Annotated in this window: 1 protein-coding gene; it reads right to left on the reverse strand. The window is 55.7% G+C overall.

All coding sequences use genetic code 11. From position 1 onward, the window contains the following. Positions 1 to 361 (reverse strand): SDR family NAD(P)-dependent oxidoreductase (locus tag SB775_RS27920; RefSeq protein ID WP_410864401.1); only part of this gene is annotated, 361 nt, incomplete at both ends.

The raw sequence follows: 361 nt of genomic DNA on the forward strand, positions 1-361 counted from the left end.
GGGCTTCCTCACGCAAAAGTGGCGTATCCGTATCGCCTGGCGAGACGCAGTTGACACGAATATTCTCGGGTCCGTGATCAATCGCCATGGCGCGTGTCAGATTGACGACGCCGGCTTTGGCTGCGCAGTAAGCTGCTGCTTTGTCGCCGCCCTTGATTCCCCAGCCAGAGCCTGTATTGATGATACTGCCGCCGCCCGATTTTGCCATGATGGGAATCACAAATTTGGAGAGGTTGTACGCACCTTTGAGGGAGACGTTTATCACCAGGTCCCAATCCTGCTCCTCCAGCTCTACCACCGTTTTGCGGCGAATGACACCCGCGTTGTTAAAAAGGATATCGATACGGCCGCAGGCTTCCTC

Source organism: Peribacillus sp. SIMBA_075 (assembly GCF_046534585.1).